Annotated in this window: 25 protein-coding genes and 1 pseudogene; 14 read left to right on the top strand and 12 right to left on the bottom strand. The window is 68.6% G+C overall.

Going from position 1 to position 26,646, the window contains the following annotated elements; all coding sequences use genetic code 11:
* Positions 1 to 197: 197 nt before the first annotated feature.
* From FK530_RS23400 to FK530_RS23415, 4 genes are all read left to right on the top strand, one after another.
* Complete coding sequence (locus tag FK530_RS23400; protein ID WP_181873877.1) at positions 198 to 512, top strand: hypothetical protein; 315 nt, start codon at positions 198 to 200, stop codon at positions 510 to 512.
* Between the two features lie 26 nt (positions 513 to 538).
* Positions 539 to 1,249: a hypothetical protein gene (locus FK530_RS23405; RefSeq protein ID WP_146489324.1), complete on the top strand. Its 711-nt coding sequence runs from the start codon at positions 539 to 541 to the stop codon at positions 1,247 to 1,249.
* Between the two features lie 40 nt (positions 1,250 to 1,289).
* Entirely contained in the window at positions 1,290 to 1,715 is a 426-nt protein-coding gene (locus FK530_RS26805) for a hypothetical protein (RefSeq protein ID WP_231706768.1), read from the top strand.
* A 123-nt stretch (positions 1,716 to 1,838) separates the two neighbouring features.
* A complete protein-coding gene (locus FK530_RS23415; protein ID WP_146489325.1) occupies positions 1,839 to 2,288 on the top strand; it encodes a hypothetical protein in 450 nt (149 codons plus the stop codon).
* A gap of 111 nt (positions 2,289 to 2,399) precedes the next feature.
* On the opposite strand, the gene FK530_RS23420 is transcribed toward FK530_RS23415, so the two are convergent.
* Entirely contained in the window at positions 2,400 to 2,903 is a 504-nt protein-coding gene (locus tag FK530_RS23420) for a hypothetical protein (RefSeq protein ID WP_146489326.1), read from the bottom strand.
* Positions 2,904 to 3,028: 125 nt separating this feature from the next.
* On the opposite strand from FK530_RS23420, the gene FK530_RS23425 reads away from it, so the two are divergent.
* On the top strand, positions 3,029 to 3,763 hold the full coding sequence (locus tag FK530_RS23425; protein ID WP_114514347.1) for a hypothetical protein: 735 nt from the start codon (positions 3,029 to 3,031) through the stop codon (positions 3,761 to 3,763).
* Here FK530_RS23425 and FK530_RS23430 read toward each other — a convergent pair.
* The 7 genes from FK530_RS23430 to FK530_RS23460 all read right to left on the bottom strand — a co-directional run bounded on the left by FK530_RS23430 (position 3,760) and on the right by FK530_RS23460 (position 11,208).
* Complete coding sequence (locus FK530_RS23430; protein ID WP_114514348.1) at positions 3,760 to 4,962, bottom strand: hypothetical protein; 1,203 nt, start codon at positions 4,960 to 4,962, stop codon at positions 3,760 to 3,762. The genes FK530_RS23425 and FK530_RS23430 overlap by 4 nt on opposite strands.
* Before the next feature lie 446 nt (positions 4,963 to 5,408).
* Positions 5,409 to 6,233: a hypothetical protein gene (locus FK530_RS23435; protein ID WP_114514349.1), complete on the bottom strand. Its 825-nt coding sequence runs from the start codon at positions 6,231 to 6,233 to the stop codon at positions 5,409 to 5,411.
* 168 nt (positions 6,234 to 6,401) lie between these two features.
* Positions 6,402 to 6,974 carry a lysozyme family protein gene (locus FK530_RS23440; protein WP_114514350.1) on the bottom strand — a complete coding sequence of 191 codons (573 nt, stop codon included), beginning with the start codon at positions 6,972 to 6,974 and terminating at the stop codon, positions 6,402 to 6,404.
* Positions 6,971 to 7,402, bottom strand: coding sequence for a hypothetical protein (locus tag FK530_RS23445; RefSeq protein ID WP_114514351.1), 432 nt, complete (start codon positions 7,400 to 7,402; stop codon positions 6,971 to 6,973). The genes FK530_RS23440 and FK530_RS23445 overlap by 4 nt, the downstream gene beginning before the upstream one ends.
* The gene (locus tag FK530_RS23450) at positions 7,381 to 8,010 is read right to left on the bottom strand and encodes an LGFP repeat-containing protein (protein WP_146489327.1); all 630 of its coding nucleotides are present in this window, start codon (positions 8,008 to 8,010) and stop codon (positions 7,381 to 7,383) included. The genes FK530_RS23445 and FK530_RS23450 overlap by 22 nt, the downstream gene beginning before the upstream one ends.
* Positions 8,010 to 9,260 carry a cutinase family protein gene (locus FK530_RS23455; protein WP_158645185.1) on the bottom strand — a complete coding sequence of 417 codons (1,251 nt, stop codon included), beginning with the start codon at positions 9,258 to 9,260 and terminating at the stop codon, positions 8,010 to 8,012. Before FK530_RS23455 ends, FK530_RS23450 begins: the two co-directional genes overlap by 1 nt.
* A 43-nt stretch (positions 9,261 to 9,303) precedes the next feature.
* On the bottom strand, positions 9,304 to 11,208 hold the full coding sequence (locus tag FK530_RS23460; protein ID WP_146489329.1) for a hypothetical protein: 1,905 nt from the start codon (positions 11,206 to 11,208) through the stop codon (positions 9,304 to 9,306).
* Between the two features lie 321 nt (positions 11,209 to 11,529).
* Between FK530_RS23460 and FK530_RS23465 the strand changes: the two genes are divergently transcribed.
* Positions 11,530 to 12,426 carry a hypothetical protein gene (locus tag FK530_RS23465; RefSeq protein ID WP_114514354.1) on the top strand — a complete coding sequence of 299 codons (897 nt, stop codon included), beginning with the start codon at positions 11,530 to 11,532 and terminating at the stop codon, positions 12,424 to 12,426.
* Positions 12,427 to 12,437: 11 nt separating this feature from the next.
* Here the strand turns inward: FK530_RS23465 and FK530_RS23470 are convergent, their stop codons facing one another.
* Both FK530_RS23470 and FK530_RS23475 read right to left on the bottom strand, forming a co-directional pair.
* Positions 12,438 to 13,265: a hypothetical protein gene (locus FK530_RS23470; protein WP_146489330.1), complete on the bottom strand. Its 828-nt coding sequence runs from the start codon at positions 13,263 to 13,265 to the stop codon at positions 12,438 to 12,440.
* Complete coding sequence (locus FK530_RS23475; protein WP_114514356.1) at positions 13,262 to 13,645, bottom strand: hypothetical protein; 384 nt, start codon at positions 13,643 to 13,645, stop codon at positions 13,262 to 13,264. Before FK530_RS23475 ends, FK530_RS23470 begins: the two co-directional genes overlap by 4 nt.
* 109 nt (positions 13,646 to 13,754) lie before the next feature.
* Between FK530_RS23475 and FK530_RS26930 the strand changes: the two are divergent.
* The 4 genes and pseudogenes from FK530_RS26930 to FK530_RS23490 all read left to right on the top strand — a co-directional run.
* Positions 13,755 to 14,132: pseudogene (locus FK530_RS26930) on the top strand (thermonuclease family protein); the annotation flags it as partial.
* Positions 14,133 to 14,244: 112 nt separating this feature from the next.
* Positions 14,245 to 14,394, top strand: a complete 150-nt coding sequence (locus FK530_RS26935; protein ID WP_269434181.1) for a thermonuclease family protein — start codon at positions 14,245 to 14,247, stop codon at positions 14,392 to 14,394.
* Between the two features lie 832 nt (positions 14,395 to 15,226).
* Positions 15,227 to 15,832, top strand: a complete 606-nt coding sequence (locus FK530_RS23485; protein ID WP_146489331.1) for a hypothetical protein — start codon at positions 15,227 to 15,229, stop codon at positions 15,830 to 15,832.
* Between the two features lie 59 nt (positions 15,833 to 15,891).
* Entirely contained in the window at positions 15,892 to 21,693 is a 5,802-nt protein-coding gene (locus FK530_RS23490; RefSeq protein ID WP_114514359.1) for a helicase-like domain-containing protein, read from the top strand.
* A gap of 83 nt (positions 21,694 to 21,776) precedes the next feature.
* Here FK530_RS23490 and FK530_RS23495 read toward each other — a convergent pair whose 3' ends face one another.
* A complete protein-coding gene (locus FK530_RS23495) occupies positions 21,777 to 22,352 on the bottom strand; it encodes a GntR family transcriptional regulator (RefSeq protein WP_114514360.1) in 576 nt (191 codons plus the stop codon).
* Positions 22,353 to 22,538: 186 nt separating this feature from the next.
* Between FK530_RS23495 and FK530_RS23500 the strand changes: the two genes are divergently transcribed.
* The 3 genes from FK530_RS23500 to FK530_RS23510 all read left to right on the top strand — a co-directional run bounded on the left by FK530_RS23500 (position 22,539) and on the right by FK530_RS23510 (position 25,120).
* Complete coding sequence (locus tag FK530_RS23500) at positions 22,539 to 22,784, top strand: hypothetical protein (protein ID WP_114514361.1); 246 nt, start codon at positions 22,539 to 22,541, stop codon at positions 22,782 to 22,784.
* An 80-nt stretch (positions 22,785 to 22,864) separates the two neighbouring features.
* Positions 22,865 to 24,418 (top strand): DNA cytosine methyltransferase, encoded by a 1,554-nt coding sequence (locus FK530_RS23505; RefSeq protein ID WP_114514362.1) that lies wholly within the window; start codon positions 22,865 to 22,867, stop codon positions 24,416 to 24,418.
* A 30-nt stretch (positions 24,419 to 24,448) separates the two neighbouring features.
* Positions 24,449 to 25,120 (top strand): DUF6349 family protein, encoded by a 672-nt coding sequence (locus FK530_RS23510; RefSeq protein WP_114514363.1) that lies wholly within the window; start codon positions 24,449 to 24,451, stop codon positions 25,118 to 25,120.
* A gap of 214 nt (positions 25,121 to 25,334) precedes the next feature.
* Here the strand turns inward: FK530_RS23510 and FK530_RS23515 are convergent, their stop codons facing one another.
* Positions 25,335 to 25,781: a hypothetical protein gene (locus tag FK530_RS23515; RefSeq protein WP_146489332.1), complete on the bottom strand. Its 447-nt coding sequence runs from the start codon at positions 25,779 to 25,781 to the stop codon at positions 25,335 to 25,337.
* A 110-nt stretch (positions 25,782 to 25,891) separates the two neighbouring features.
* Between FK530_RS23515 and FK530_RS23520 the strand changes: the two genes are divergently transcribed.
* On the top strand, positions 25,892 to 26,551 hold the full coding sequence (locus FK530_RS23520; protein WP_146489333.1) for a hypothetical protein: 660 nt from the start codon (positions 25,892 to 25,894) through the stop codon (positions 26,549 to 26,551).
* Positions 26,552 to 26,646: the final 95 nt, after the last annotated feature.

Genomic DNA, 26,646 nt, shown 5'->3' on the forward strand with positions numbered 1-26,646 from the left:
TCGGAAACGATGTTCACGAGCAACCATCAGGTGGGGCCAGATCAAACCGTCGCAACACCACCGGCGAGTCGCAAACGGGGCCAGGTCTAGCCGTCGAGCCGGGGCCTCTTCAAGCTGTCATAGCCAAGCGCAGGCCGCGATCGGCGTGAACTGCTTTCCGCGACCGACTGAAGTCCACGAATCGAACGGGAGTTGAGATGGTTGAGAGGTACTACGCCGCGGAGGGGCCGTTGGCCTCGTCAGTCTTCGAGGTCTCCGCGGACTACTTCGACGAGGGCCTGACGTACGGCCGGGCGGGAGGGGTGCGCGTGGACCTCGCCGACGGCAGCACTGAGTGGATCACCGGGACTCGATACCTGAACGGCGAGGGCGCACGAGTGCGCGCCGAGGCGATCGAGGGTGTGCTCGAAGTGATCTACATGGGGGAGGTCTGGCGTACCTACCCTGCTGAAGCATGGACAGGCTGGTCGCTCCTCGAGCAACGACCTGATCCGGACGCATCCGGAAGCTGAGCGGGCGAGAGATGGGCGAGGTATCTGTGGACAGCACGACGTGGACATCGCTTTTGGTTCACACCGAGGACGTCACCAACGTCTACATCGTGGGACAGGCACTCGAGGAACGAAACCCGTTCGACCCTCGCACCCCCGGCAGGGTGCTGCCACTGCTGTTCGATGCAGCGGACGGACGGTGGGGGGACGAGCAGGCTCACGCAGTGCAACCGCCGCGCGGCGTGCCCGTGTCGCTCTGGCGCGACCACTTGTCTGCGCTCGTCGACGCGCTTGAAGCCGATCGGCAGCGCGTACTCGACTCCGACGGGATGTGCATTCGTCCTGGTGTCGATCGCAGCGGCGATCTGCATTCGGTGCTCGTGACGCACTGCCAGAGCGGCTTGCGGGCACGGGCGTACCTCGATAGCGACGGCTTCCTGGTGGTGCACTCGAAGCCCTACATCGAGGACTCAGCGTGTACGCATGCCCCGCTCTACGATCGGGACTGGCCGGACTGGTGGAGGCGCTACCTGGGAATTGGGATCGGGCAGCGCATCTACACGACCATGATGGCCCAGTTCCCGCATGGCACACGCGCCCAACAGCTCATCACGTCGCCCGAGGCAAAGTGGGTCCGCCGGTCCCTGCACCGCCGGGATCCGTACGTGTGGCAGTACGAGGATTGCTCAGCGTGCGGGCCGATCTGGCGGGAGAGCGACAGGGCTGCGATCCGCGCCGCGCACGCCACCACCAGCTAGCTCCGCAACTTCAAGCGGCCACGAGAAGGAGAACACACCCGTGCCGAACAGTGACTACGGCGTCCCGGCCGACAGGTTCGAACGGTCCAACATGGCCGCTGAGATGGCGCTGCGCTACCCCGAGGGATTCGCGCGGCACCAGGCCGCGACCCCGGCGGCGACGGGATCGAGCGCCGCGGCGCCCCACTCCGTCCTGACCGGGGAGATGAACCAGCTGCAGGCGCTCCGGGAGACGATCGCCTTGGCCGAGAAGTCGGGTATGGCAGCCGCACCGGGTAGCGAGCTGGGCCTGGACCACCTCCGCCGCATGCTCGACACAGTGGAGCAGTCGGACTCGTTCTCGCCCGCCAAGCTCGGACGATGGCTCGGTTGGGCGCAGTGCGCTGTTGTTGCTGCTGGTGTCGGTGTCAGCCTCGACGACATGAAGGAGCTCAACACGCGTCACCAGAGCACGCACCGCGGGTAGGAGTGGTCGCGCCGCGTGGGGCTGTGTGCACCCTTGTCGTCTAGGAAGAGGGGGCGCGCCCCCCGCGTACGTTGATGCAGCCGGTTCACGTGCTGCCCGCGGGGGCCGGAGAGAGAGTTCGACATGTCGTTGTTTGAGAGGGCCGTCGACGCCGGCGCCGCTGCTGCGAATCCCGTCGCTCGGCAGCTGCTCGATCGGTCCGTGCACCGTGCGGAGGTCCGGCGCGCTGCGCTGGTCTACGCGACGCGGGTGGACCTGCTGGCCCGCAACGCGCAGCACCCGTCCTACTCGGAGGCCGATCGCTGGGTCGACACTGCCGCCCTGGTCGTCGACCCGGCCAGGATCCTCGCTGACGTCGCGCACGATGCGCACGGGTACCGGCTCGTCCGCGCGTTGATCGACGCTGAGGACGCGATCAACGCCGAGGGCATGCTGGACCCTGATCGCGGCATGGCGATCTACGACGAGGTGATCATCACCGCGGTCGCAGCGGCCAGCGCGGTGCGGGACTACTTCGCCGCGCCGGCATCCCGCCGCTTCCGCATGCGCCGACGCGACCGCGATCCCCGATAGCTACCGAGACCAGCACCCGGATCCGCGGACTGCCTGTGCGGTGTCGGTCATACTGAGGTCGGGTGACGTGTAGTGGCTCACCCGTGACACGCAAGGACAGCGCATGAATACCTACCGGAAGACTCGACGCTGCGCGCACGCCGTGCTCGGTCTGCTCGCCCCCACCATCCTCATCGCGGGGTGCGGAGAATCGGTCCAGGAACGGCCGATCGCCGCCGAATCGCCCACCTCCGAGGCGAGACCGGGCTCGGTGAACGTCGGAATCTCGCCCTCATCAGCCCCCGTGTCTCTGAGCTCTGCGCCCGTCGCGCCCATGACCTCGACAACGCAGCCACCCCCGCCCGCAGCACCGGTCATCCCAGCCTCGCCGGCGATCCCCGAGCGCACAGTGACGGCTACCGTCACTTCCACGCCGGCCGCGGCGCCGCCGGTCAACGTGGAGATCCCGCTCCCTCCGATCGTCATCGTTCCGCAGCTGCTCACCCCGACGTCGACGTCGACGCCGCCTGCTCTCTCGAGCAGCACAACGCCAACGACGACCAGCGCGGCACCGACGACCAGCAGCACGACTCGTCGGCCGACGCCGCGGTCGTCCACCAGCGCCAGCACGACCAAGCCCGCACCCTCGTCGAGTAGCCCCAAGCGCACCCCGGCAACGTGTTGGCTCCTGTGCGCGAAGTAGCGGCACGGGACCATGATGGAGTTCTGCCCCGACCGCCCCCCGTCGAATGGGAGTTCCTATGCCCTCCGAGCCCGCCGTCCTGCTGCAGCTCCGGGAGCCTGACTCGCCGGCCGCGCGCCGCACGTGGTTGCGGCTCAGCGCGAGCGCCGGCCAAGCCCCTGCGCTCCTCGTCGAGGTCGGCGCCCGCGGGCAGAGGTGCCAGATTCGTCTCAACACGACACAGGTCGCAGAGCTGCGCCGCGCCCTCGATGAGTACGAACACGCCGAGACCCAAGGCGCATCTCGTCCTGATTCGGGCGCGGCGGCCATCCTCCGCGGCGCCCGAGAGCTTGCGGGCGAGGCCGCTGCCCGAGCACAGCGCGCGGAGGAAGAACGCGACGCACGCCGCGCCGCGGCGGTGCAGGCGTACGTCGACGAGCGCGCCGCCACGTTCTCCCGCGAGCTCGCGAGGATCCTTGGCGCCCGCGCCGACCGGTCGCCGTTCACTGGCTTGACCTGGAACTTGCTAGCGTCGGCGGACGAACAGATCTCGTTCGACGACAACGATCGCCTGGTACTGCCCGGGCCGGCGTACTCGTTGCCTCTCCTCGCTCGCTTCGACCGCGTCGGAGTGATCGGCGTCGTCGACCAGACTGCGAACACGTACACCTTCAGTTTGGCCGAGAGCGCCAATGGCGTGAGCAGAGCCAAGTTCACGTCGGTAGAAGAGCTAGGTCGGGCCGCAGAGAACGCGATGGACTGGGACGACCTGGACGTCAGCTACTACGCCCCAGAAGGGCGTGAGGGCTACTAGCGCGCCGCCGGCGGGGCCTCGAGCGCAGGCTGCAGCGGCACCCTGTGCAGCTCGCCACCGAGAACGTTGATCGCGGCCACATGCTCGGTCGCTGGACGCGTCGTTAGCTGGGCCATCTGCTCCTCGATGAGCACCTTCAGGCGCCCGGCCTGGGCAGCTGTCGTGCCAGCGTCGACGAACTGCGCGATGAGCTTGGGGAGCTGCCGCGCGGCCGACAGCTCCTTTGGAGACCGTCCATCGCCCACACCGACCTGGACGGCGTAGCTGCGCGCTGCGCCCCAGGCTGTGACCGCCCGCTCCGCAACGACGCCCGCTCGCCAGCCCTCGTCGGCGCTCGGCGCCGACGGCACACCCTCCAGGAACTCACGCAGCTCGTAGAGTGCGGCCTGGTAGTGGAGCACCGGTTCCGCTGGTGGTTTCGCCCACAGCGCGGGCATGTCGAAGTAGAAGGCACGCAGTCCATCCGGGCTGGTGTCCGTGATGAACTCCAACCACGCCCGGTCGAGGTCGTCCAGGACCGTCAGGGCCGCGGCGATCGCTTCGTGGGTGTCGGAGGCCTCGTCGGGATCGGCAGCGGCGTGGTGCTGTGTGGGCGCCGCCGGAACAGCACGCCCCCTCGCTTCCGCGGTGCCCTGCTGCTGGCGTGCTGCCGCGAACTCCCGCGCCACATCGAGGTCGATCGGTCGGAATCCCACCGCGCTCCACTCCAACCGCCGGCCACGACCACCGACAGGCGGGCGGTACGCATTGACCAGGGGCGCCAGCGCCCACAGGGCCAGGGGAGTGAGGCCGACCATTCCCGACGCGGTCTCGGTCAAGTAGAGGCCCGCGGTGGTGATCGCCCCGGTGATCACCACGCCGGCCGCGCCTGCCCTCTGCAACCGCCCGGTCGAGTGTGCCGAGATGAGAAGCTGCAGACGCTCATCGAGAGCGTCCCCGCTGAGTGTCGGAACGAGTGGGTCCGTCAGCACGGCGAGCGCGGGGCCGATCCGGACGTTGTGCGAGATCCACGAGGCGGGTCCGCCACGCCCGCTCGCCCGCGCCTCGTCACTGAGTGCGACGCGCAGCTGCCTCCCTTCCGCCTCCCATGCCTTCCACGCGGCTTCGGATAGCCGCGGTGCATGATGAATCAGCTCCCGCTCGATCCGATCATGCTCGCGCAAGGCCTCACTCGGGTGGACGGGCGGATTGACGAACATCGGAGATGACGGCTGGCCCGCGCGCCTGCGAGCTTGACTCATTTCGCCTCACTTCCTGCCGCGATGGCGTCGCGGGCTCGCGCAGCAAGGTCAGGTAGATCCAGACGGTGCAAGAGCGGACTCCATGCCTCGAGCGGAAACGTCGCCAGATCGGCTGTCCACACCCACGTTCCTCCGCAGGCGCCTATCAGTGCCAGTTCGTCGGAGGTGAACACGCTACGCATGTCGACGCGCGCGGGCCGCGATTGCTCCCGTGTGGGCATCGGCGCTGTCCCTTCGCTTCGTTGTGCCGGTGGAAAACACCCACCGGGCGTCCCTTCCGTAATGATGTCGTCGGGGTACGACAGGTCCTCTTCGTGCTGCTCAGTCTGCCTCAATTCTGAGCCCATTCTCGGGGGTGAGCGGAGTCGATTTCTGCGACGTCCGCTCACCCCCGTCCGACCCGACTACGAGCGCGCGGAACGGAGCGACTGGATCGCCCACGCCGCGACCCACAGGAAGGTCGGCACGTCGATCGTGTCGGCCCCCGGGGTGCCGCGCTGGAGGAGGTAGTCGACGTCGTCACGCAGCTGCGTGAGGAGTTCGGTCGCCCGTGGCGCCGCAGTCGGATGATCTTCGGCCGCCCGCTCGGTGAACGTCCACCCGAGATCGAGCCGGTAGCAGTGCCGGTCGATCGGTTCGAGCTCGGTGAGGGCCAGAACCTGATTGTCCAGGCGGTCACGTTCGGTGAGGGTGAGGATCTTGCCCACGGGACCGTGCTCCGCCGACAGCGTGAGCATCCGCTCGTCGTTGACGCTGTTGACCCGATCCACGACGGCCCGCACGGTGTCCTCGTCGACGATCGGCACCGCCCATCCGTTCCACGGCCTGTCGAACGCGATCGCGCCGAACACGTGGTCGTCGCCGTCGATGTCGAACCTCTTGCGGGGGAACGGCTGGTAGTGAACGGTGGTGTACCAGTTGGTGCCAGCCTCGAAGTACACACCGAGCGGGTCGAGCTGGCTCTGCAGCTCTTCGCGCAGGGCGTACCCGCCAGGGCTCTCGTCCCAGTTGAACACGGTCGCCGCCGGATCGCCGTCGTGGACGATCACCAGCAGGGACTCCGTCCCGTACGTCTCGCCGCGCTCGCGCCACTGCTTGGCCGAGTAGAACTGGCCTCCCGCGTTGTTCGCGAGGTCCTTGTCCATCAGGAAGTCCCGGATGATCTCCGCGGCTCGTTGTCCGTTGATGCTCAGTCCCTCGGGCGTCGCCCAGCCGGTCGTAGTCATCATTTGCGCTGTCCTCCTGCAGATTTGGAGTGGTTCACTACGCCACTCTGTGCTATATAGTCTACGCGCAATGTGCCGAATAGTCTACATCTCAGGGTGTGTCTGGCGCCGACGCACAAACGCCGCGGCTCCCCGTCAGGGGCCGCGGCGCTGTGTGGGTGCTGCAGGTACCTAGATGCCTTGCTTCTTGTACTCGTCTCGCGCTGAGAGCACCTTCGCCGTGTACGCCGCCGTCTCGGTGAGAATCGCCGGCGTCGAGGTGTCAGCGAGCGCGCTCCCGTCTCGAAGCCGAGTCGCGAAGGTCGATCCGGCGGAGAACGCGGTTACTAGCAGCGCGGTCTTGCCCTCGGCGGACGTCCCGGCGGAAATCTTCTCGACATCCGCCGCGACCGAGCACAGGTAGCGCGCAGTGACGTGGGTACCGGCTGCCGGATCGGAGGGCTGCTCGCCGGGCTTGGCGAACTTCGCCCACATCATCGGCGGGATGTTTCCGACGCTCACCGCCCCGGAGGGTGGAGTGAGGTCCGTACGGAAACCTGTCTCTGCACTGAGGATTCCGGCCACGAGCGGGGCGTCGACCTGCGGGCATGTCTTACCTGCCTCGCTCAGCGGAGCCCGGTACTCGGCAGGGATTGCCGGAACCGCGGACGCGGCGGGGTTCGGGTCGGCGTGGGCGGCGAAGCTGGTCCCGCTCATGCCGAGCGCGAGCAGCGAAGCGACCAGCGCGCACGAGGACTTGTTCATGTCAGTGGCGTCTTTCGGTCGTGGATTCCCTTGCGGGACTGAATATTGTGGATGATGTTGTAGCTGATTCTGCCGAGCGCGACGCCGACAAGGATGGCCGTGACCATCGATCCGCAGACCAGCGCGGTGAACGCCCAGCCCACGTCGGTGGCCGCAACGTCACCGCCGGCGCTCGTCGTTGCCGCAGGCCTGAGCAGCGGGGAGATGATCTCGCCGCACCGCACCACGAGCCCTAGGAGGAGCCCGCAGGCGATCAGCCCGATGCTGAATGCGATCAGGACCGCGATGTTCTCCGCCCGCACCTGGTGGAGGTAGGCGTCCCGCTCCCGCGCCGACATGCTCTCAAGCGCCTGTCGCCGCGCCTGCGCGCGTTCGCGCAGGCGATCGAGGATCAGCCGCCCGCGGCCTACTGCTCCCGCGCCGGCCACGTGATCGTGCCCTTCTGGAAGCTCTGCGTGAATCTGCCATCGGCCGTTCGCTGCTCGTCGCCGACCGGCCACCCGTACTTCGCGATGCCGCCGGCGGTGTCGAAGGTCCGGAGGATCTCGCCCCACACGATCCGTGCACCGCCCTGCGGGGACCACAGGATCTTCCCGCCCTGGAAGTCGTTCCAGGCGCCTGCGACCTCCTTGCCCCAGCCCAGGACGGGGTCACCGCCCTGCGTGACGCGCCGCTCGTCGCTGACCGGATAGCGCAGCGGGCCGGTCTCCCAGCCGACGGTGCCCCACTTCGTCTCGATGGCACCGCCGACCTGGTGTGCGTTGCCGCCGTCCACGAACGGGTTCCAATAGATCGACGACTGATTCTCGAACTTCTGGAACCGGCCACCGGCCCGGTCGGGGAGCTCGTCGGTGAGCGTGCGCCCCCACAGCTTCTGTGGCGTAGGCCCGCCCAGCGCGAAGTAGGTGACCTCGATCTGGCCGCGCACCCACTTCCCGCCGATGAACTGGTCGGCATGCGCCACAGGTCCCACCGCCGCCGCGGCGGCGAGCGCAAGAGCGCCCGCCGCCGCGACGTGTGCGATGCGTGCCCGCATCATCGGACCCCCGCCAGGATCCCCGCGACGGTGCCCAAACCCTGGGCATCGACGTTCTGCAGGCCCGGCGTGCTCGCGCCGGCCGAAGGCACGACCATCCCGGCCCCCGGCTGCACCTGCAGCCCGTAGGGCTGCACCCCGCCGGCGAACGCGGTCGGCGCCGCACGGCCAGCGGCCTGCGTCACCGACGTGGCCGAGGGGGTCGCCGAGGTAGCCATCGGCCGTACCCCACTGAACAGCGCCGTCAGGCCGGGGATGGCCTGCGCGACCTGCTGCGTCTGGGCCTGCTGCTGCGCGACCGGGTTGGTCGCCTGCTGACTCGGCGCCGACAGCGGCGACACCTTGCCCGATGCCAGCCGGTCCACCGACGAACCGACCGCCGACGTGCCGCCGAAGTTCGTTCCGGTCGCGTACCCGGTGTGCTGCGACTGGAACGCCGCCCACGGACCGATGGCGTCCGCGGCGACCTGCCAGATCGAGTTCGACCCGCCGTACTGCGGCTTGAAGCTGAGCAGCTGGGTGGCGATCGACTGCGCCTGCGGGCTGTTCGCCCCTACCTGGGGGTTCCCGCCGAGGCCCTGCGCGACCTCGGTGGCCCGATAGGAGCAGATCGGATCACTGATCTCGCACGCCTGGTAGGTGCGGTTGGCCAGCTCGCCCATGTCCCGCCCGTTACCGAGCAGACCGCTGAACGGCGTCTCGCGCCCGCCCATGGTCTTGTCGCCGGACCCCTTCTTCGGGTCGCCGAACAGCTCGCACGAGCGAATCTGCCGCGCCTGCACACCAGCCACCTTGCCCTGCCCCACGCTCGAGCACAGGTCGCCGGCGATCTGCGCTCCCTGCGAATACCCGCTCAGCACGATCGGCGTTCCGGGGCACCGCGCCGCGGTCTGCTGCAGCATCGTCTGCATGGTGCTGTAGCCCTGCCCCACGGACGCCTTCTCCGGGGTCTGCTGCCCGGTGACGAGACCGGCGACCGGACCGCCCACCTGGGCCGGATAGGACACCATCTGCACCTGTGCACCGGGCACACGCTGCTGCAGCTGCTGCCCCCAGTTGCCCATCAGCCCGCGCTGGGCCATCGGTCGGGTGTCCCCGACATGCGTTTCTGTCGTACCGGGCGCGGCGATGACCTGCATCGTCCCGCAACCGCCCGGATCCGCGGTGGCCGTCGGCGCCAAGAGCGCCACCGGGGACACCGCCAAGGCCAGCGCCGAGAGGGCGCCGACCAGGGCCTGTCTGATCTTCATCGGGTTCGTTCCTTTCATGCGATCGAAATTGACGCCGCTGGCTTCAGCGGCCCCCTGCGGTCTGCAGGGCGTTCGAGATCACCGGGATCTCCGGCATGCTGACCGGCAGCTGCGGGAACCCGCCGCCGAGCCCGATGAACGGCAGCCGCGACAGCAGGCCGTTCGGGTCGTTCGCGTCCAGGCCCCAGATGGCACCGTTGGCTGCCTTCGCCGGGTCCGGCGCCTTGACCATCCCCGGAACGTTGCGCAGCGCGTCAATATCGGCCTGCGAGAGCGTCTTCGATCCGTCGGCGCTGAACGTGCGTCCGTCGACCGTCTTGCACTGCTCCGGCAGCTGGGTCGTCGCGCCGGTCTGGCTCGTCGTCGCCGTGCCCTGCCCGGTGGTCACCGCCGACGATCCGGGGATCTGCGCGAGTACCGGGCCGATCAGCTGGTCCGGAGTCTGAGCCTTCCCCGCGTAGGCGTTCACGACCGGCTGGTTGCTGGTCGTACTCGTCGCGGCGGCCGGCGTGACGCTCTGCTGCATCGTGTAGCCCGTGTTGAACATCTGCGTCATACCGACGGCGCCCGTCCCGGTCCCCATCATGCAGCCGATCGGACCAGTCACCTTGCCGCCGTTCAGCGACGCCAGGTCGAGCTCGCGCAACGGCTGGGTCGTTCCGGTCTGTCCGCCGAGCGTGCCACCCTGCACGACGCCGCTGCTCTCACCGGGCAGGCGCGTCAGTCCACCGGAATAGACCCGGCTCATCTGGTTGACCAGCATCTTGGTATCGACGATGGTCTCGCCACCGAACTTCAGCTCGTCGGAGCCGGTCAACGCGTACGCGGCGGCCGAGACGACCTGGATGCCCAGCTCGACGGCAGCGATCGCAGCCCCCGGGACGCCACTGGAATCGCCCTGCGCAGCCTTGCTCACGGCATCGCCGAAGATGCTGATCGACTTGCCGATCCACACCTCGCTGAGCTTGAGGTTGAACCGGCTCAGGGTCTTGAGGATGCCCTTGACCTCGTCGACCTGGAACTCCTTCGGGAGCTTGGACCAGACCTTCGCGCCGATCGGAGTGTCCGGATCGAGCAGTGCCGCGAACTCCACGACCTGCGGAAACATCGGATTGTGCTCCCACACGTTGATGACCTTGCCCGCGATCCGCGCGGCGTCACCACCTGCCGCCACACACGAGGGGATTGCGGAGATCGCGGCGGGTGCGGCAGCCGCCGCCGCGGCACCGCTCGATCCGCCGGCCATCGCCGCCGAGGCCGCGGCCTGTGCCAGGTAGATCGCGCACGTCGAGCCGGTCATGATCACCGCGGCGATATCCGGGCCCTCAAGGCCCGCGAGCAGGGTCGGGGTCGCGAGCAGGCCGGCGCCGAGCTTCTGCGGCACATCGCGCCGCAGTTTCAAGCTGGTCAGCGAGTCAGCGATCGCGCACACCAGCCCGGACTGCAACCGGGTCTTCTCGTTGTAGATCCCCTGGCCCTGCTGCGAACCGTCGAAGACGACGAACTCGGGAAACACCTTGCCCGAGGCCAGGGGCTTGCCCATCCCGAGCATCTTCCCGGCGGGCTCGAGCAGCACGCTGTCGACGCCGAACCGGTCAGACCCGGGGATCAGCCTCGGGCTGTCCGAACGTTTCGTCGGAACCGGCCCGCTGCTCGGTCGCACGTCGGGGCTGCTCGCAGCGCAGGGGTCTGCCTCGAGCTGCGTCGTCGTGGCGGCAGCCGGGGGAGTGGCCGGCGTCGTCGGTGCCGCAGCGGGCGCCGTGGCCGGCCCCGCGGGCGTTGTCGGCGCCTGCGTCGTCTGCCCGGGCAACTGCGGCACGGGGAAGGGCAAGCCCGTCGGAACCGGGATCGGCGCCGGGATCGGGAACGGCAGGGTCGGATCTGCGTGAGCCGCCGGCGCCGGGGCGACGATCGCCATCGACACGAACACCGCCAGCAGCAACGCCATCAAGCGTTGCCGCCGCTGAGGCGCCGGGGAACTGGAAGGAAGGGATGCGGATACGCGGGACCCACCAGGGTCCCGCAGCGGAGCTGCGGACATGTGCGCTGTACCTCGTTGGTCGACTTGTCACAGCTCGCCACCGACGGGGCGGTCGACCAGCCGCGGTGGACACACCCGAGATGCCACTCAGGCCGGTGTCACTACTCACCGGGGTCCACTGCCGGTCATCTTGCCACATTCGCGTTGCCTGTGGTACTGGGCGCCGAACGCGCGTAGCATCCCAGTCACGCAGTTGAAAACCCTGACCCCTCAAGGACAGCGCAGACCATGAGTCAGAATTCAGCCGCGGACACCGCCCCCACCGGCACGGAACCGGATCAGAAACACCACGACGACACAGGGATTGGCAGCCCCGCATCGTCCACTGATTCGACTCCCTCCGATGCGGCGCATCTCCGCGACAACCACCGCCCCCCGCCGGCCACCGAGCCGCCCCGCACGGTCGACCCGTACCTCGTCGACGACGATGACCTCCGCGTCGAGCACGAGGCGCTCAAGGCCTTCATCAACGCTCCCGTCGACCAGGCCCGCCATATCGCCAGGTACCTGCGCGCAGACGACTTCTACAGGCCGGTCAACAGCCTGCTCTACACCGCTGCGATCGACGCCCGCCGTGCCTCTGCCGGCGCTTCCGGAGCCGAGGCTGTCAACGAGGCGCTGCAGCGCATGACATTCCCGACCGAACACCACCGCGATACCGCTCATCGTGCCCTGCTACAGGTGGTTGTCGCGGACGGCGATCCCGCCGATCTCCGCGGCCATGCGAGCACCATCCTGCACCAGGCCATGCGCCGCCAGGCCGTCATGCACGCCACCCGCGTGCAACAGATCCTCGCCGAGACGGACCCCGAGGAGATCTTCCCCGCGATCGAACGATCGTCGACCGCGATGCGCGAGAGCCGCCTCGAGGAACGCTACCGGGCCCTCAACGACTTCCCGCCCGCGCAGCCGCCCCGCCGACGCGACGCCCCGCCAGAAGCCGCGGTCACCGCAGAGCGGTCCAGCGCCTCGCACCGCGTAGCGGCGGCCCTGGGAGCAGCCGCCGGCGCATCCACCAGCTCCCGCCGCACCCGCAGCGCCACCGTCACGGCGCTCGACTCGCGGCGCCCCGTACGGTCCACCACGGGCGCACAACGGCCCGCGGCCGAACACGGCCGCGGCTGATCCGCTCGCGGCTACGCCTGGGCCGGCCGAACCTCCCGGTAGGCCCAATCCACCTTGGCGTCGAACTTGGTGTAGCGATGGTGCGGCGCGTCCTTGGCGCCGACTTCAATGACGACGGTCGGGTTCCACCGCACGTGCTCGTCGCCCACCTCCCACACGAATTCGACCTCGTTGCCCTCCAACAGGTACGGCGGGCAGTACCCGATGTTCGCGTGCGTCAGCTCCCACACCAATTCCCGGCCCTGGGGGTCGGTGCCCACGCACGCGAACCGCACCTGCTCGCCGACCCCCACGGTGATCTCCCACTCCACTCGCGCGTTGTACGCCTCGTTCTTGCCGAGGTCACTCGGGGTGAAGGTGTGCCCGTAGGAGTCCGTGATGCTCTCGATGCGGGGGTAGTACTCCCCGGACGGGTCCTGGCTGCTCATGTAGATCGTCACCTGATTTCGGATCTGGCCGGCGATCCCCGCCAGCAACTCCCTCTCGAACGCCACCAGCCGACGGTTGTGCGCCACGCTGTTCCTGAGCTCGTCGAACCGCACCAGCAGCGGGAGTGTCATCTCCTGCTCGCCCAAGGCGCCATCGAGCTCGGACCAATACTTCCGGGCGATCGTCACCAGATCCGTCAGATCGCTGTAGGCCAGGCCCAGCGGCGGCAGCGACGCCACGCCCGGGCGCACCTTCTGCTCGGCGTCATGCCGCATCTTCCACGAACGGCGCTGCTCACTGTTGGAGACCGTCGCCAGCCAGTCCTCGCCGATCTCCGCCCGGTACCGGTATTGCATCAGCTCACGCAACGCGTTCTCGCACGTCTCCAGCGACGTCTTGGGGTCCATCACCGGTCCGGCTCCTGTCGCGCTGCCCGCGTCGCGAGGAGCTGCTGCACCCGCTGCCGCGTCACACCGAGCACGACACCCGCCGTCGCCTCCGACTCCCCGTCCCCGGTGACTTCATCGATCACCCGCAGCTTCGCGTCCTGTGCCGCAGCCACGGCCTGCTCAGCAACGAGCGCTGTCGCCCGCGACTCCGAGACCAGGTCATCCAGCGGTGGTGGGAACACCACCTCGATCTCCGCATCCGGATCGTCGACGAGGTCCGCCGCCGCCGCGCGCACCTCGCGCAACCGGATCGGGCCGACGCTCTCGGCGCCGACGGTCACCACGTAGAACCGCGGAAGATCCATGAACCGCGACACGACCGCAGTCACTGAGCTCGCCATGGCCCGCATCCTACCCGCAACCCCCTATTGCATAGCTGCGCAACAGCGCATTGCCCAATATGTCAATGGGGCCTTGTCGTTTTGGACGGTAGCCGCCTATGCTCACCCCATGCGCAATGAAAACGAGTGGCACCCATATTCATCCCGGCCCCCATCCCGCCCCCAGCGCGGACCTCGGTCGTACCGGAGTCTCGCCGGCCCCTGCATCGCCCGCACCCGCGGCATCGCGACTGCAGGGGCTCTCGCATTCACCGTCGCGGCGTGTTCCACCTTCGGGCAGAATCCCGCCCAGGCCGCGGCGCCGACCTTTCCCACGACCGCGATCGACGGGCCGTACCCCGTAGTCAAAGTCGTCGACGGCGACACCATCACGGTTCGCCGCGATCGGACAACGGTGACAGTTCGGCTCCTCGGCATCGACACGCCGGAGGTCAAGGATCCACGGAAGCCCGTGCAGTGCTTCGGCACTGAAGCCAGCGCGGAGGCCCGTCGCCTCCTCACCGGGCAGCGCGTCTACCTCGAGTCCGACGCGAGCCAGGACCAGAGCGACAAGTACGGGTCGCAGCCTGCGCTACGTCTGGACCACCGATCACCGTCTGATCAACCTCCATCTCATCGAGCAGGGCTTCGCGCACGAGTACAGCTACGGTGCCCCGTACAAGTACCTCGCTGCGTTCCGCGCCGCCCAGGGCGTGGCCCGAGAGCAGGGGCGTGGCCTCTGGTCGCCCAACACCTGCCGCGGAGAGTAGGAGCCCGCCCACCCGGAGAGTGTTCTGCAGGTTTGTCGCAGGGAACCCTGGTGACCATCCGGGTGCCGTGGGATGCTGCCTTGGTCAACTTCACATCGACCAGGGACAGCGCAAACTCTCATGGATGAAATGGCAACCCCCAACGGGGGTGTATTTGAGGTACCCGAAAACATCGCAGGGAAGGAGGTTCTCACCAGCACGACGCGCGAGCAGTGGGTGGCGCGGCATCGCCAGGCCACGCTCGACGTCTTCGCCCTCCCGCCCACCGAAATCGAACTCGACTGGGTGAGTAGGACGTGGCCGGGCACCGAGGAGCCGGCGCTCACGTGGATCGCCGCAGCGGCCCGCACACACTCGGTCGTCGGCGATCTTCCGCCCTCACCGCTGCTGCCGGCCGCGGTGAACCTGATGGTCCGCGGCATCGAGGCGGCGCAGCCCTACCTCAGCCGGTTCCCGGAGCCCTCAGCGTCCACCGCCCGGGACGAGCAGGTCTGGTCGATGCGCTGCGAGGCGGAGATCGACCTGCAGGAGCTCGACTCCGCCCTGGACGCGCGAGGCTGGGACGGCGCGGTGAGCTACACGATCACCCAGGAGTCCGACTCCGACGAAGACATTGAGGTGCTGGTGGAGTTCACCACCCGCCTGTCCTTGGACGAGCTGCGGGCGGTATTGAACGACGTGCCCGAGCCGGAGCTGATGCTCGAGACGCTCCGCCCGGTGCCACTCGACGAGAACCCACTCACGAGGGCGCCGATCGCGGCGCAGGACCAACGATTGAGGGAGGGACGCAGCAGTGATGGAATCGACCACGATGAGCAGGAGAAGGCAGCAGATGAGCGAGATCACGCACGCGGTGCAGAGCAGGTGGACCGGGGAACTGGCCCCGCAGCAGATCGCGGCCGAAGCGCAGCGCTGGGAGCGGGAAGCGATCGCGGCCGAGGAGGCGATCGTGGCGGAGATGCTCCGTCGCTGGGAGCAGGAGAATCCGGACCGGGCGCCGGACGAAGCGCCGATCACGATGTTCGAGCAGCAGGCGCGGCCGATGTCGATCGAGAAGACGTTGGCGCAGGTGTGGGACGGGTACCAGGCGCCGGAGGATGGCCCGGACCAGCTGAGCGAACTGCAGGAGCTGCGGATCAACGAGTCGATCAGGCGCGCGACGCCGGCGATGTCGAGGTGGATGAGCGATCGGGCGACGCAGCCGAGCCGGGAGACCGAGCAGAAGGTCGCGCAGCTGTGGCCGACGGAACCGGTCGCGGTGATCGTCGCGCTGGAACTGCTGCTGCAGGCGAGGATCGAGGACGAACTGCCGGTCCCGGCGACACCGACGGATCCGCTGGCAACTCAGCTGCTGCAGGAAGTCACGCAGGCCCTGGCCCAGCGGGACGCCCGGCTGGCCGCCGCTCGCGCCGCGAACGCGCAATCGAAGCTGAGCTAGACGCCGGCCAAGGTTCCCTGTTCGACCTCGAGGAGTTCACCCAGCCGACCGATCCCGCGGTGATCGACCCTGGCGGGACCCCGCTGCCACCGTCCTCGCGCGCGACCGCGGAACAGGACGTCGCCCGCCGAGTCGCACAGGGGGAGAAGGGCCTGCCCCTCCAGGAGTGGGCGACCACTCGCGTCGAACCGGCACTGCGCCCCGATGGCTCGCTGGTGTACGTCGCCGCGAACCACGCCGTGGAAGGCCTCGACGACGACCCCGCGGCCCCCGCACCCGCCGAGCCCGCGACCGGAGCAGACAACGACGCCGAGATCACCGCCGATCCGGTCCCGTACGTCGAGCCCGTCGACTACCGCCCGACCGGATCAGTCACCGTCCCCTCCGGGCTCAAGGCCCGAGCCCAGGCGAACATCGACGCGCTCCGCGTCGCGCACCTGTGCGCTGAGCAGAACCGCGCCGCCACACCGGACGAACAGGAAGTCCTCGTGCAGTGGTCCGGCTGGGGTGCCCTACCGGGCATGTTCGCCGACGATCATGACGTGCTCGCCGACGAGCGCGCCGAACTCCGCGAGCTGCTCGACGAGAAGACCTGGCGCGCCGCCCGGGCGTCGACGGTCAACGCCCACTACACCGATCCGGCGATCGCCCGACAGATGTGGGAAGCAGTCACCGCGGCAGGCTTCACCGACGGCCGCGTCCTCGAACCCGGCTGCGGATCAGGCAATTTCCTCGGCTTCGCACCCGAGAAGGCGGTCACGGTCGGCGTCGAGCTGGACCCCACCACAGCGCAGATCGCCCACCTGCTGTACCCCTCAGCGCAGATCCGCCCGGAAGGCTTCGAGAAGACCCGCCTCCCGGACGGAGCGTTCGCCCTGAGCATCGGCAACGTGCCGTTCGGTGCGTTCGAGGTGCCCGACCCGATCTACAACAGCGGCCGACACCACATCCACAACTACTTCATCCACAAGTCCCTCGCCCTCACCGCCCCCGGCGGGTACGTGGCCGTGCTGACCTCGAAGGGCACGATGGACGCGGGCGGCCCCAAGGCCCGCGCCGCCCGCCAGGCGATCCACGACAAGGCGGACCTGGTCGGCGCCGTGCGCCTGCCGACCGGAGCGTTCCGCCGCGTCGCGGGAACCGAGGTCGTCACCGACGTGCTCATCTTCCGGCGCCGCGAGCTCGACCTCCCGGTGCCGGCCGAGCCCGCATGGCTCGACACCGTTGATCTCCCGGTCCGCGATCGCGACGGCGACCAGGTCGACCTGCCGATCAACAGGTACTTCGTCGACCACCCGCAGAACGTGCTCGGGCAGCTGCGCGCCGATCGCGGCCTCTACCGCGAAGGCGAACTCACGGTCTCGTCGTCGTCCTCGCCGGAGCAGGTCTCCGTCGAGCTGGGCGCCCGGCTCCGGCAGATCGTCACGGACGCCAAGGACCGCGGGCACGGGCTGACCGCCAACGCCGACAGCCTGCGCGCTGCCGAGGTCACCACCACCGCGGGCCTGGCGACGTCCGCGGACCTCACCCGCGACGCCGGCGAGATGCCCATCGGCCGGCTCCGCTGGAACGCCGCGGCCGACACCTTCGAGCGCCGAGGTCTCGGCGGCATCGAGCCGGTGACCCTGCCCAAGAGTCGCGTCACCGAGACCCGGCACCTGCTGCAGCTGCGCGAGGTCGCCGAGCTGGCCATCACCACCCAGCGATCGACCAGCGCGACCGCGGCCGACAAGGAGGCCAACCGCAGGGAGCTCAACAAGCTCTACGACTCCTACGTGGCGAAGTACGGGCCGATCAACAGGTTCAAGGTCCAGGGCGGTCGAGAGCGCACCGAAGAGGAGCAGCAGACCCGGTTCGCCAAGCTGGAGGCGGAGTGGCGCGAGCGCAACAGCGACGAGCAGGGCTGGAGCTACGCCGGGGACCTGCCCGAGCGCGTCGCTGACGACCTTCTGGACAAGTCCTGGGCGGCGACGCCCCGATCGACGCGCCAGACCCACCTGGACGCACTCCGCGGCGATCCGTCGATCACCGCACTGCTGGCCCTGGAGCGGTACGAGGTCGACGAGGACGCCGGCACGGTCAAGGTCAGCAAGGCGCAGATCTTCACCCGCGACGTGGTGGCGCCACCGGTCAAGGTCACCCGCGCCGACAGTCCGGACCAGGCGCTGTCCATCGTGCTCGCGGAGTCCCCCGAGCACATCAACCTCGATCGCGTCGCCGAGCTACGCGGCCTGAACAGCGCCGAAGAGGCCCGCGAGGATCTCGGGAACCTCGTCTACACCGACATCGACGATCCCACCCGGCTGGTCACCGCTACTCGGCTGCTCTCGGGTGACATGCGCGCCAAGGTCGACCGAGCCCGCGCCCAGCTCGACGCCGATCCCGGTAACGTCGGCCTCGCACAATCGCTCGAGGCCATCACCGCCAAGGTCCCCGAGACCCTGGAGGCGGCGCGGATCAAGGTCAAGATCAGCGCGCCGTGGATCAGCACCAGCGACTACGAGCAGTTCGCCACCGAGGTCTTCGGCGCCGACCGGACGACCATCGACCATCACCACGACGGCACCTATTCCGTCCAGTGCTTCAACAGCCCGGACACGGCGAAGATGCGCAGCGAATTCGGCGCCGACAACTCCGATCGCACCAAGGCCCTCTCCGCGATCGACCTGTACCAGATGCTGCTCAACCAGCAGTCGATCAAGGTCGAGAACAGCTCCGAGGCGGTCAAGGAACGAGGGCTACCCCGGATCGACATGCAGGCCACCACGCTGGCCCAGGTCCAGGCCGGCAAGATCAACGACGAGTTCCGCCGCTGGCTATGGGAGGACCCAGACCGAAAGGCCCGGCTGGTCGACGAGTACAACCGCCGGTTCAACACCCTGGTCCCGACCTCCTACGACGGCAGCTTCCTGCAACTCGACGGCGTCAGCGAGGCCTTCACCCCGCACCCCTACCAGAGGGATGCCGTCGCCAGGATCGTTGCCGAGCCCTCCGCACTGCTCGATCACGTGGTCGGGGCGGGCAAGACCGGCAGCATGTTCATGGGCGCCATGGAGCTTCGCCGCCGAGGCCTGGTCCGCCAGCCCTGGATCGTCGTTCCCACGCACCTGATCGAGCAGATGGGCCGCGAGGCCAAGCAGTGGTACCCGGCAGCGCAGATCCTCGTCGGCTGGAAGGCGATGAACGAGGACGCCCGGAAGCTGTTCGTCGCGCAGTCAGCGGCATCGGACTGGGACTTCGTCATCATCCCGTCGAGCGTGTTCGAGAAGATCTCCGTGCACCCCGACCGCCGGTCCGAGTACATCCAGCAGCAGCTCGACGCACTCGATCGTGCCGAGCCCACCACCACCGCCGGCATCAAGCGAGTCGAGAAGGCCAAGAACACCCTCAAGGCCAAGCTGGAGAAGGCGCTCACCGAGAGCGACAAGACCAAGGCCATCGTGCATTTCGAGGAATCGGGATGCGACTACCTCCTCGTCGACGAGGCGCACCTGTACAAGAACCTCTCGCGGCAGTGCGCACTCGAAGAGCTCGCCCTGGAGAACGGTTCGGCCAAGGCCGACGACCTCGCGCTGAAGCTGCAGCTGCTGCGCGACCGCCAGCAGGACCAGGCCCGCGCGGAAGGCCGGGACCTCGAGCCCGGCACCGAGCGGGTGGCGACGTTCGCCACCGGGACGCCGATCGCCAACAGCATGTCCGAGATGTGGGTGATGCAGCAGTTCCTGCGCCCTGACCTGCTCCGTCACGCGGGCGTGCGCAGCCTGACCGCGTGGGCCGGCACCTTCACCACCTCCGCGTCGCTGATCCTGCCCAACATCTCCGGGACCAAGCTGCAGGTCGTCGAGAAGATCGCGAAGTTCAACAACCCGGACCAGCTCGCACAGATGTCGTCGATCTTCGCCGACGTCGTCACTCGCGACCAGGTACCGGTCCCGCTGCCGTCGATCGCGTCGGGCAAGCGGAAGGTGATCACCACCGAACCGGGCATCGACGTCAAGGACTTCATCGCTGACTTCGCTCACCGGGTCGAGACCGCCGATCCACGCCGCCCGGACCTCGACAACCAGCTCAAGGTGCTCTCGGACGGCCGCAACGTCGCGCTCGATCCGCGGCTGGCCAACCTCGATCCCGACCCGGGGAACACGCGGGCGGATGCGGTCGCCCGCGAGGTGGCGCGGATCTACCACGCCAACAGCGACCGCGAGTACGAAGACCCCGAGGGCGGCATGTCCCCGGTGCGCGGCGCCACGCAGATCGTCTTCTGCGACCGCGGCACACCGAAGAAGGGCCAGTGGAGCGTCTACCAGGGCTTGCGCGACTCGCTCACCGAACTCGGCATCCCGCCCGAGAAGGTCGCCTTCATCCACGACGCGGTCAAGCCCAGCGCACGACTCAAACTCCAGGCCGACGTCCGCGCTGGCCGGGTGGCGGTGCTGATCGGCAGCACCGAGAAGATGGGCACGGGCCTTAACGTGCAGGACCGGCTCGTCGCCCTGCACCACATGGACGTGCCGTGGCGCCCCGCCGACCTGGAACAGCGTGAAGGCCGAATCATCCGGCAGGGCAACCAGAACAGCGAGATCGAGCTGCTCACCTACGTGACGACCGGCACCACCGACACCGTCATGTGGAGCAAGGTCGAGACCAAGGCCGGGTACATCGCCCAGATGAAGCGTGGCGGCACGGGCATGGACGAGATCGAGGACGTCGGCGAAATCACCCTCGCCGAGGAGGCCTCCGCGGCCAAGGCTGCCGCTTCCGGCGACCCGCGGTTCATGCGCGTTGCCGAACTCGACAACGAGAGCAAGCGCCTCGAGGCCCTGGCCGCCGCCCACCAGGACAGCCGCTCCCACGCGCGCTGGGTGGTCAACCGCAACACCAAGGCCATTCCCGCGCGGCAGAAGCAGCTCGACGTCATCGTGCCGCTGGCTGAGGGTGCGCCGGCGTGGGCGGAGAGCGGCAAGCCGATCACGGTCTTCATCGAGGGCCAGCCGAAGTCCTTCGCCGAGAGGAAGGACCGCAGTATGGCGCTTCTGCACGCGTGCCGGGCCGGGTACCGCGCCGCCAAGACGGGCATGGACTCGGTCGAGGTCGCGCAGTTCCCCTCCGGCGTCTCCGTGCGCGCCAACCGGAGGTTCTTCGACAGCGCCCTGGTGCTGTCGATGTACGCGGCCGACAAGACGGCCCTGGGAGTCAGCGTCGAGCTGCCCTCAGCCAAGCTGTGGCCCAAGGCGGAGGGCAACGAGAACGGGCTGGCGGCCAAGGCAGCCTCCGACGGGCAGGTCGCCAGCGGCCTGCTCACCCGGCTCGAGAACGCCTACGCCGATCACCTGCCCGACCGCATCCCTTGGCTGCAGCGTGAACTCGATGGCCTCGCAGCGGAGATCGAGATCCAGGAGCCGCGGATCGACGCACCGTTCCCGGACCAGGAAGCGCTCAACGCGACCCGCGTCGAACTGGTCCAGCTCCGGATGGACATCGAGGCGGACAAGAGCACCCCGGAGGCGATCGCCGCGGCCCTCGAAGCCGACGAGCGGATGCGGCGCAACGGGAGGTACCCCGGCTGGAGCCTGGACCTCAATCCCACGCCCACGCTGGTCGAGGAATCGGGGATGGAGGACAAGGCGGCATACGTCACCGCGGCGATCGAGAACATGCGTCAGCGAGCCCAGGAGTACGCAGCTGAGCACGACGTCGCCCAGCAGCCCGAGCTGGTCGCCAGCGGGGGCCGTGCCCTGCCGGTGAAGGCGATACAACCGGCGCAGAACTCCCGGACCACCCGCAGAGCGACCGGGAACCGTGCCGAGCGTCCGACCGGTCCGGCTGGGCGCGAAGAGGGGGGCAGCGAGCTGGGGCGTTGACCCGCATCGCACAATGAAGAAGGACCGGGCACCATCCCACGGTGCCCGGTCCTCCTTGTTTCCCTCAGCCCTACGCAGGCCTGTTACGGTCGCGCGCGACCCAAGGTCTCGCGGACATCACCGGTCAGCGACACGGAGTAGATCCGCACCGCGTACACGCCGGCCTCGGCCCCGGTGAACGCCGCATGCGCTGCGGCCGTGCGCGCCATCCCTTCCTGCACACCCAGCTCGGTGAGGATCGCGATCGCGAAGTCCTCGGCTGCGAGCCTGCTCGCGTGCAGGCTCGCCCCGAAGTAGACGCGGTCCTTCACCCGCTGGAACTCGCACTGGAACAGCTCCACGTCGCGCAGTTCGGCGACAGCCTTGTCCACGCCGTCGAGCTGCGGAGACAGGTTCACCGCGGCCGTCGGTTCCTGACTCGGCACCAGGTAGTGACCACCGTGAAATCCGGTGACGGTCTTGACGATCCCGGCATTCACCAGCGGCTTGTACGCGTTGCGGGCCTTCGCCGGCCCCGCGTCGACGCCGAAGAACTTCTCGTTGAGCTCATCGAGGGTCGGCCCCGGCGTGTCCGGCTGCCACGCACCGGACGCGATCTGCTCCCGCAACCAGTCGGTGACCTCCGGCACCGTGTATCTCTTCGGTTCGGACTCGGACATATCAACCTCTTTCCTGCCGGTATCCTCCGCCGCGGTTGTGCATAGGTTCGACCGGCGATAGTGACGCTAGCAGCAGGTCACACCGTGTTGCAAGGAACCTAACGCGAGGTTCCTATAAACACCTTGACGAATGGGACAGTTCTAGGTAATGTTGTGGGTGTTGAGCAGGCAGAAAGGACACAGCAGATGAACGAGAACATCGAGCGCACCACGATCTCCCTCTTCGCAGTTAACCCCAGCGATCCGGGCGAGGCGGTGATCTCCGACAACTACGAGATGGCCGACCCGACACTGCATCTGGTGCGAACTTCTCGCGGCACGGTCCAGATCGGCCCGTTCGGAGCGCGGGCGCAGGAACTCGATGCCGACGGCCTCACCGCCCTCGCAGCGTGGGCGCACCACATGGCCCACGAGATCCGCGCCAACCAGTAGCACGACGGAAGGGTCGGAGGCTGCCACCTCCGACCCCTCCCAATCACTCGGCCTTCACACCAAGCAACAGGAGCTTAGCAATGACCCTCACCGTCACCGACATGTTCTGCGGCGCAGGCGGATCGAGCACCGGCCTGACCCAGCATCCGGCGTTCACCGTCAAGGTCGCCGCGAATCACTGGCAGCAGGCGCTCGACACCCACGGCGCGAACCATCCGGACGTCGACCACAAGCGCGCCGACATCCACACCGTCGACCCGCGCAGCTTCCCGAAGACCGATGTGCTGTGGGCCAGCCCGGAGTGCACCAACCACTCGGTCGCCAAGGGACGCAAGCGCAACTCCATCGAGGATCCTGCAGCCGAGCGCAGCCGCGCGACAATGTGGGACGTGCCGCGCTTCGCCGAGTACCACCAGTACCAGGCGATCATCACGGAGAACGTCGTCGACGCCGCCAAGTGGGTGCTCTTCCCAGCCTGGCTGCAGGCGATGCAGCTGCTCGGGTACGAGCACACGATCATCTTCTCCAACAGCATGCACGCCCAGGCCGCGGGTATGCCTGCCCCGCAGTCCCGCGACCGCATGTACGTGATGTTCTGGCGCCGCGGGAACACCGCGCCCGACGTCCAGCGATGGACCCGCCCCTCCGCCTGGTGCCCCGGCTGCGACGAGGTCGTGCAGGCCCTCCAGACGTGGAAGCGCGACGGCGAGCCCTGGGGCCGGTACCGCACGCAGTACGTCTGGAAGTGCCCCCGCAGCAACTGCCGCACCATCGTCGAGCCCGCGTGGCTTCCCGCCGAGACCGCGATCGACTGGTCCCTGCCCGGCCAGCGCATCGGCGATCGGGACAAGCCGCTCGCGGACAAGACGATGCGCCGCATCCAAGCCGGTATCGACCGGCACTGGGGAAATCTCGTCATCGAGGCCGCGGGCAACACCTACGACGCCGCCGATCCCCGCCACCCCGCATTCGGCACCGACACCGGGTACATGCGCGCCTGGCCCGCCACCGAGCCGCTGCGCACCCTGCACGGCACCAGCTCCAAGGCGCTCGTCGTCCCGATGGAGGGCCGCGAGGGCAAGTGGCCCTTCCCCGTCGAGGGCCCCATGCGCACACTGACCGCGCGCAACGAGAACGGGCTGCTGATGGCCTACTACGGCAAGGGCCAGTGCAGCCCGATCTCCGCACCGATCGGCACGCTCACCACGCGGGACCACCACGCGCTCATCCTGCCGATGCGCAACAACAACACGGCCAAGCGTCCCAGCGACGTCCTCGACACCTTCGCCGCGGCGGGCAACCACCACGCGCTGGTGATGCGCAACAACACGGGAGGCGCGGAGATGGTCACCCCGATCACCGAGCCGCTGCGCACGCTGACCACGGGCGGCCACCAGAGCCTGCTCGCGCCCGGCGGGTCCATCGCGATCGAGGACTGCTACTTCCGGATGTTCGAGCCGCACGAGCAAGCCGCAGGCATGGCCTTCCCCGCCGACTACATCATGCTCGGCAGCAAACGCGACCGAGCCCGCCAGGCCGGTAACGCGGTCTGCCCTCCCAACGCCCGCGACTACGGCTACGCCGTCGCCGAGAGCCTCGGCTACGAGCACGCAGGAAGCGGCCAGGCCGCCTGACGGCCCCACCCACGGAGAGAGGACGAACCGATGAAGACCGCAATCGATGGTCAGCTCGACCTGTTCGCGATGCTCGCCGCCGACGAAACCGAACGCAAGCGAGCAGCCGGAATCCCGGCCCGCCACTTCGGTATGGCCGGACGAGGCCTGTGGGCGCGCCTGGAGGCCTACCAAGCCTGGATGGCCGAGTGGACCCCGGTGATCGAGCTGGGCGCCGGCCTCGTGGTCCGCGCCTGGGGGACCTCGTACGGCGCCGCCCCGGTCCGCACGATGGAGTGCCAGCCGTACGTGCTCGGCGCCGACCTTCGGTGCGCTGACCTCACGCACCGCGGCGGCTGCGCGTGCGTCGGGCACCTGATCTACCGCGGGTTCTGCACGGGCTGCGACTGGGAGGCTGATGGTGAGCACCTCGAGGACTCCCTCGCCGCGGTCGACGCCCTCGATCACGCCCACGACGGATGGCGCGAGAGCCCGGTCGTCGAGCCGCTGAAGTACGAGCTGGGCAGCAAGGCGGGCAAGAACTGGCAGCGGAGCATCGAGGCGCTCTACGGGGACTGCCCTCCCGGCTGGCCGATCATCACCAACCGCCGCGGCACCGCCACCCGTGCGGTCGCTGGTCGCTCCCCCTGGGGCGGCTACGACGTCGCGATCGACACGATCGACCCCCGCGGCGACGATCCGGAGGTGCCGGAGCAGCAGTAGGAGACCCACGGCGCACGACTGAGCGCCCGCCTTCCTCAGCCTGGGGGAGTGCGGGCGCTCTTGTGCGTTGGTGGGCGGACACCCCGATGATGGACCCGCCGATACGTCCGCGCTCGTGTGGACGATCTCCGGCGCACCCGTGGGGCCTTCGTTCGACCACAGGTCGCGCGGCGGCGGCCCACAACCGGGCACCGCCCGCCCGTCTGGGCCTGGGCTACTTCGTGCTGACCGGCAGGTCGAGCCGCCGGATCGTCGCCGGCAGGTACGCCGGCTCGCGAGTCTCGCCGAACACTGCGTCAGGTAGACCGAGGCGGCCGTCGTCATACCAGCGATTGACCGTGCTTCGCCCACGTCCCAGCTCGGCGCCGATCTGACGCAGCGACCAGTACACCTGCGATCGGCGTGCCGCTGCCGGCGCAGTGGGGCGCTCACCGACCACCCCGGTGGTGGCATTGGCCTGTCGGCGGAACCAGCCGTCGGTCACGGTCACAGGGAGCCATCCGGGCCGCCATCCGCGCGTCCCGGGCTCGCCCATCTCGGCGTCCTGCTGAGGGAGGTAGCCCTGTTTGAAGTAGCCGTGCACGGTCTCGTAGGTCAGCCCATGGTGCTCGGCGAATTGGCCGATGCCCCAGTACTCGACGGGCTGCTTCGTTCCGCTCATGCAGCTCATCATAGTTACCTAGAACTGTCTTGCCAAGTGGGACAGTTCTAGGTAATATTGGTGGTGTCGCGGGGAGCGGTTCCCCACCAAAGATCGGGAGGGCAATTCGGATGAGCGAGATTCAGCTGATGATGAGCAACGACGGACGCGTGCTCTGCGCGGTGCACGCGCGGCGCGAGCCGGAGGTCGTCTGGGAGCGACTGGCCACGGTGGTGGCCGCCGATGGCGATCACGCCTGCGCGAAGTGCGAAGCAACCGTCGACGAGGGCCTGGTCTACGCGGACTTCGACGAGCCGGATCTGTGGCTCGCGCGATACGACTCCGCGTTCGCATGTGGGAAGCACCTCCCCGACGCGGCTCGCCAGCTGCTCGCCGGCCTGCCCGGTCGGACGCGGGAGATCTCCTACATCGACGAGGCGAGCGGACGGGAGCGCGCGTGGTACGCGGTGCCGGTCGTCGACCAGCCGGGCGCCGAGACGGTGCTCCGGTGCGACCAGTGCGCCGCGCCGGGAAAGGCGACTCTGCAGGAGCGGTTCTGGCGCATTCCCTTCCCGCAGGACTGGGTCGCGCACGTGCGTCCGCACATTGTCGCAGCGCTCCTGCAGGAGATCCGGTGGCATGGCAGTGAGAGCTCGCTCTGGGACGAGTGGCTCGGCGGGATCGACCAGGACTTCCGGGTGCAGGAGGACGGCACACTGCGGTTCTCGTGTTCCCAGGGCGTCTTCGACGCCGACCTGGTTGGCTATGTCAAGTTGATCTGGCCCCGGTAGGGCGGTTTCATTCGGCCCCACCTGAGTGGGGCCCTGAGCCGCTAGAGTCCGGGGTGTGGATGGGCGGCCGCGGGTGCGCAGTGTGGTTGCGCCGA

Origin of the sequence: Tsukamurella conjunctivitidis (assembly GCF_007858475.1) — a bacterium.
Lineage (GTDB): Bacteria > Actinomycetota > Actinomycetes > Mycobacteriales > Mycobacteriaceae > Tsukamurella > Tsukamurella conjunctivitidis.

Bases quoted from the DNA above. Each gene is read 5' to 3' on its own strand.
- FK530_RS23440 (WP_114514350.1), bottom strand. From the start codon at position 6,974: ATGAACAAGTCCTCGTGCGCGCTGGTCGCTTCGCTGCTCGCGCTCGGC.
- FK530_RS23460 (WP_146489329.1), bottom strand. From the start codon at position 11,208: ATGGCGTTGCTGCTGGCGGTGTTCGTGTCGATGGCGATCGTCGCCCCG.
- FK530_RS23450 (WP_146489327.1), bottom strand. From the start codon at position 8,010: ATGCGGGCACGCATCGCACACGTCGCGGCGGCGGGCGCTCTTGCGCTC.
- FK530_RS23495 (WP_114514360.1), bottom strand. From the start codon at position 22,352: ATGTCCGAGTCCGAACCGAAGAGATACACGGTGCCGGAGGTCACCGAC.
- FK530_RS23475 (WP_114514356.1), bottom strand. From the start codon at position 13,645: ATGGCGAGCTCAGTGACTGCGGTCGTGTCGCGGTTCATGGATCTTCCG.
- FK530_RS23515 (WP_146489332.1), bottom strand. From the start codon at position 25,781: ATGAGCGGAACGAAGCAGCCCGTCGAGTACTGGGGCATCGGCCAATTC.
- FK530_RS23465 (WP_114514354.1), top strand. From the start codon at position 11,530: ATGAGTCAGAATTCAGCCGCGGACACCGCCCCCACCGGCACGGAACCG.
- FK530_RS23485 (WP_146489331.1), top strand. From the start codon at position 15,227: ATGAGCGAGATCACGCACGCGGTGCAGAGCAGGTGGACCGGGGAACTG.
- FK530_RS23520 (WP_146489333.1), top strand. From the start codon at position 25,892: ATGAGCGAGATTCAGCTGATGATGAGCAACGACGGACGCGTGCTCTGC.
- FK530_RS23415 (WP_146489325.1), top strand. From the start codon at position 1,839: ATGTCGTTGTTTGAGAGGGCCGTCGACGCCGGCGCCGCTGCTGCGAAT.
- FK530_RS23510 (WP_114514363.1), top strand. From the start codon at position 24,449: ATGAAGACCGCAATCGATGGTCAGCTCGACCTGTTCGCGATGCTCGCC.
- FK530_RS23425 (WP_114514347.1), top strand. From the start codon at position 3,029: ATGCCCTCCGAGCCCGCCGTCCTGCTGCAGCTCCGGGAGCCTGACTCG.
- FK530_RS23435 (WP_114514349.1), bottom strand. From the start codon at position 6,233: ATGATGACTACGACCGGCTGGGCGACGCCCGAGGGACTGAGCATCAAC.
- FK530_RS23430 (WP_114514348.1), bottom strand. From the start codon at position 4,962: ATGTTCGTCAATCCGCCCGTCCACCCGAGTGAGGCCTTGCGCGAGCAT.
- FK530_RS23505 (WP_114514362.1), top strand. From the start codon at position 22,865: ATGACCCTCACCGTCACCGACATGTTCTGCGGCGCAGGCGGATCGAGC.
- FK530_RS23500 (WP_114514361.1), top strand. From the start codon at position 22,539: ATGAACGAGAACATCGAGCGCACCACGATCTCCCTCTTCGCAGTTAAC.
- FK530_RS23455 (WP_158645185.1), bottom strand. From the start codon at position 9,260: ATGAAGATCAGACAGGCCCTGGTCGGCGCCCTCTCGGCGCTGGCCTTG.
- FK530_RS23400 (WP_181873877.1), top strand. From the start codon at position 198: ATGGTTGAGAGGTACTACGCCGCGGAGGGGCCGTTGGCCTCGTCAGTC.